This window comes from Flavobacterium branchiophilum NBRC 15030 = ATCC 35035 (assembly GCF_002217205.1).
GTDB classification, from domain to species: Bacteria; Bacteroidota; Bacteroidia; order Flavobacteriales; family Flavobacteriaceae; genus Flavobacterium; species Flavobacterium branchiophilum.
The window spans coordinates 1-3,984 of record NZ_MUGT01000143.1 but is presented as its reverse complement, the minus strand read 5'-3'; the positions used below and the strand labels follow the sequence as shown (position 1 = coordinate 3,984).

Here is a 3,984-nt window from a genome sequence, read left to right as displayed (position 1 = left end):
TAAATATATTTGGTATTATGTTTTTTTTGTGTTTTGGCAAATTTACAAATAATCTTTTGTTTTTATATCAAAAAAAAAGCCGCCTAAAAGGCAGCTTTTTAAAATATATGACAAAGTAATTACAAGCCAAAGGCTGATTTTACTTGCGCTACATAGTCTAATTTTTCCCATGTAAACAACTCAACTTCAAGGGTTTTGGTTTCGCCACTTGGCGATTTGAAAGTTTTTGAAACAGTTTCCGATTTGCGACCCATGTGTCCATAAGCAGCCGTTTCGCTATAAATAGGGTTTCTTAATTTCAATCGTTGCTCAATAAAATAAGGTCTCATGTCAAATATAGCTTCAACTTTTTTGGCTATTTCACCATCAGTCAAATCTACTTTTGAGGTGCCATAAGTTTCAATAAAAATACCCATTGGTTTTGCAACACCAATAGCATAAGACACTTGTACCAAAATTTCATCTGCAACACCAGCAGCTACTAAATTTTTAGCAATGTGTCGGGTTGCATAAGCGGCACTTCTATCTACTTTACTTGGATCTTTTCCAGAGAAAGCACCACCACCATGTGCACCTTTACCGCCATAGGTATCTACAATAATTTTTCTTCCTGTCAAACCAGTATCGCCATGTGGGCCACCAATTACAAATTTGCCGGTAGGGTTGATATGGTATTGAATAGCATCATTAAATAAATGAGCATATTGTGGGTTGTTTTTAATAATTCTTGGTATCAATATCGAAATAACATCAGACTTGATTTTGGCTAACATGGTTGCCTCTTCGTCAAAATCGTCGTGTTGTGTAGATATAACAATAGCATCTATTCGAGTAGGCTTGTTGTTGTCGTCATACTCTAACGTTACTTGCGATTTTGCATCTGGACGTAAGTATTTTATTTCGCTGTTTTCACGACGCAATGCAGCTAATTCTTGCAATAATTTGTGCGATAAATTAAGTGCTAACGGCATGTAATCTTCCGTTTCGTTGGTTGCATAGCCAAACATCATTCCCTGATCGCCAGCACCTTGCTCTTCTTTGCTTGCTCTATCAACTCCTTGATTAATATCTGCAGATTGTTCGTGTATAGCAGATAATATACCACATGAATTGGCCTCAAACATGTACTCACTTTTTGTGTAACCAATTTTTCTAATTACCTCTCTTGCAATGCTTTGTACATCTAAGTAGGTGTTCGATTTTACCTCACCAGCCAAAATTACTTGACCTGTGGTTACCAATGTTTCACAAGCTACTTTTGACTCTGGGTCGAAAGCTAAAAAATTGTCAATTAACGCATCTGAAATTTGATCTGCTACTTTGTCTGGGTGTCCTTCGCTAACAGATTCTGACGTAAATAAATAAGCCATAAAAATAGTATTTTAAATATTAAGCGAGCAAATATTTGTAATGATTTACTTAAAAAGTCTAAAGAAGTAAGCTGCTTTAGCATTTTTTTTATGAGGTTGCAATCAGTTCAAATTTTTCCTCTTGTTTTTTAATGCTGCAAAGGTATTAAATTGATTTTAATTGTTTGCTATTTTGGGGACTTTATTTTACCAAATACATTTATTTTTATTGATTGGCTGAATTTTTCTAAAAAAAACAAATTGATACCACCAATCTGATTTTGAATACTCATGTTTTTTTAAATCGGATATTAAATAAGTTTTGTTTTGATAATGGTATAAAACACTTATTGTTTCATGATTTTGTTTGATCCATTTGCTACTCAGGTACTTGAATTCTATTATTGGCAGCCTTTGATGCTCTAATCCTGTTTTATATTTCAAACCTTTTATAGATAATATTAATATATAATCTTCTTCATACTGAAATAGTTTGGTGTTTTTTGTATCAATTAAAAAATGATTACTTTCATTTTTTAAGGTAATTAAATTGCTAAACATTGTCAAATTAGCACAATTACCAAGGCCTATATATGTTTTTAATGTCCACAAACTAATTATTACAAAGGGTATAAAAGCAATTGTATAATGTTTTTTTGTAAATGTATTTTTTAGTTTTTTAAAATGAACAAAATTGTAAAACACCCATGTTGTCAATCCAACATTATAAATGATGCCAAAAATAAAACATTGATTTGCCAATGTAGTGTTGGCGTGAAGTAGCATTGATCTAATAAGGATTGCCAATATGGATATAATGACATAAAGGGACGTTTTTTGGTATTCAGTTTTATTGTTTTCAAAGTTTGCAACAGATCCAAATAGCAAAAAAACAGCAAGAGCACTAAAATCCGCATAATATATTAAGGATAAATACCCGTGAAAAAAAAGCAATATACATGCAGTGATTTTTCGTGTACTTTGATGAAACAATCCAAATGGGACAATCATTTCAATTATTATAGTAGCCACTTGCAATAGTAATAATACATTTGGATCTAAAATATAATCATGGCCTGTAATGTTTTTAAGGAATTGCACATGAACAAAGTTTGCACAAGAATAACAAGTGCTAAAAAAACCAGAATTGAGCTTGTGAAATCCTGCATAAAAATAAACCCAAACCAAAGTAGTTCTACATAATAGTGTTATGGTTTGATAGGATAATAACGGTTTGTTTTTTAATATATAAAATAGTGCCATGATATAAAAACAACCTAGCACAGCAAGTTCAATATTGCAATGGTTTGCCATCCTTGGAAAATGTGGTAGCAAATAATAAGAAAATAATGTAAAATGTAATAAGTAACCTATAAAAAAACGTTTGTAAATGAGCATTATTATGCTTATTGATAATGACAATATTGAAAATAGGTTTTGCCATACAACAAAATTAAAATTCATTATCAATGCTGTATTTAATAAAATTAATAATACAACCACATGAGGGTTTTGTATTTTTTTATATAGTATTGTTTTAAATAATGTCATAATAATACCTAAAAAAAGGTTGTTTAAAAAAATTTTAAACAACCTTTATATAAATAACGAAGAAACAAATAAAAATCAAACAAGTAAAGTAGCGCTAACTATCAATGTAGAAATTTAGTTTCTACGGCTCATTAAAATTCTCAAAATGTACCAAAACAACATCATGACAGAAGCAAACAATTGAAGTGCAGCACCCACATATTGTGCTGTACCATATTGGTTTTTTATTTGATTTGTTTGATATAAAATACTGCCCGATGCTAATACTACCATAAAAACAGAAAACCAAAGACCTAAATTAAATCCAAACAAGGCACCAACTATCACTATACCAATTGATAGAAAACCTCCAATAACCAATGCCGTTCTTAAAAAAGAAAAATCAGCTTTTGTTAAAAAAACCACGGCGGTTAATCCTAAAAACATAAACAAAGTAATCAAGGCTGCTTGCATAATGACATCGCCTCCCGTCATTTGAATGGCAATTGTAATAAGGGGCAAAAATAAAAAGCCTTCTAAAAACACATACAATCCCAGTCCTAAATATTGTTTGTCCCTAGAGGCTGCCATAGTCATGTTGGTAGTTAGAACAGAGCCCAACCAGAAAATGCCAATTAAAAACAACCACAAAAATCGTGATGAAATCATAGAAATAACAATGCTTTCTGGAACTACTTTTAATAAAAAAGATTCTACAATAATAAACGATAGTACTGCTAAAGCTACATGTAAATATGTTTTTTTGTAAAAAGTTGCTTGCTCTGTACTACTAGCATGAGCAACTAAAATGTTTTGAGTGTACATAATCTAATTTAGTTTTAAATTTGATATAAAATTAATCATTATTTTTAAACAAACAAATAATTATTGGAATTTTTGTGAAAAAATTATGTTTTGTATGTAAATGTTTATTTTTTGCTTGATAAAAAAACACCAAATAATACAATCAATCCACCAAATAATTGAAATAAAGTTAGTTTTTCGCCATCCATAACACCCCAAATCAATGCCACACCCGGAATGATATAGGTAACAGAAGATGCAAAAACGGGTTGTGATATTTGAATTACTCATCTTACGCAAA

General features: G+C 30.8%; 3 protein-coding genes. All 3 read right to left on the bottom strand.

Features of this window, described 5'->3' with window-relative positions:
- Positions 1 to 119 precede the first annotated feature (119 nt).
- Positions 120 to 1,370, bottom strand: a complete 1,251-nt coding sequence (gene metK, locus B0A58_RS13830; protein WP_089081550.1) for a methionine adenosyltransferase — start codon at positions 1,368 to 1,370, stop codon at positions 120 to 122.
- A 186-nt stretch (positions 1,371 to 1,556) separates the two neighbouring features.
- Complete coding sequence (locus B0A58_RS13825) at positions 1,557 to 2,612, bottom strand: hypothetical protein (RefSeq protein ID WP_133063147.1); 1,056 nt, start codon at positions 2,610 to 2,612, stop codon at positions 1,557 to 1,559.
- Positions 2,613 to 3,014: 402 nt separating this feature from the next.
- Positions 3,015 to 3,704, bottom strand: a complete 690-nt coding sequence (locus B0A58_RS13820) for a Bax inhibitor-1/YccA family protein (RefSeq protein WP_014083239.1) — start codon at positions 3,702 to 3,704, stop codon at positions 3,015 to 3,017.
- Between the last annotated feature and the right edge of the window lie 280 nt (positions 3,705 to 3,984).

Excerpts from the sequence above, each read along its gene's own strand:
- metK (WP_089081550.1), bottom strand. The coding sequence starts at position 1,370 with ATGGCTTATTTATTTACGTCAGAATCTGTTAGCGAAGGACACCCAGAC.
- B0A58_RS13825 (WP_133063147.1), bottom strand. The coding sequence starts at position 2,612 with ATGGCACTATTTTATATATTAAAAAACAAACCGTTATTATCCTATCAA.
- B0A58_RS13820 (WP_014083239.1), bottom strand. The coding sequence starts at position 3,704 with ATGTACACTCAAAACATTTTAGTTGCTCATGCTAGTAGTACAGAGCAA.